Annotated in this window: 1 protein-coding gene; it reads right to left on the bottom strand. The window is 68.0% G+C overall.

Going from position 1 to position 253, the window contains the following annotated elements:
• A partial coding sequence (locus tag ACTFO6_RS19195) for a hypothetical protein (protein ID WP_439935920.1) occupies positions 1 to 253 on the bottom strand: 253 nt, incomplete at both ends.

The raw sequence follows: 253 nt of genomic DNA, 5'->3' as shown, positions 1-253 counted from the left end.
GCTCGATGAGCGCCCCATAAGTCATCCCGGTGCCGGCGGCAAAGCGCAGCCGCTGGAAAGGCGCGGAACCCTGTGCATCCCGGGGGTCGAAACGGGGGAAATGGAGCTCGTCGCCTTCGTTCCCCACGCGGATCACCAGCGACCCCAAGGGCAAGGAGAGCATCTCGGGGACGATGCCCGCCCTGAAGGCGATCTCGGTCACGGCGGGATCGTCGATCACCACTCGCCCCGCCCCGCGCTCGAAGGGGTAGAC

The sequence above is a fragment of the Pelomicrobium sp. G1 genome, assembly GCF_051905455.1.
Taxonomy (GTDB): Bacteria; Pseudomonadota; Gammaproteobacteria; order Burkholderiales; family UBA6910; genus Pelomicrobium.
Note: the sequence above shows the minus strand (reverse complement) of the source record. Positions and strands in the feature narration are given on the sequence as shown.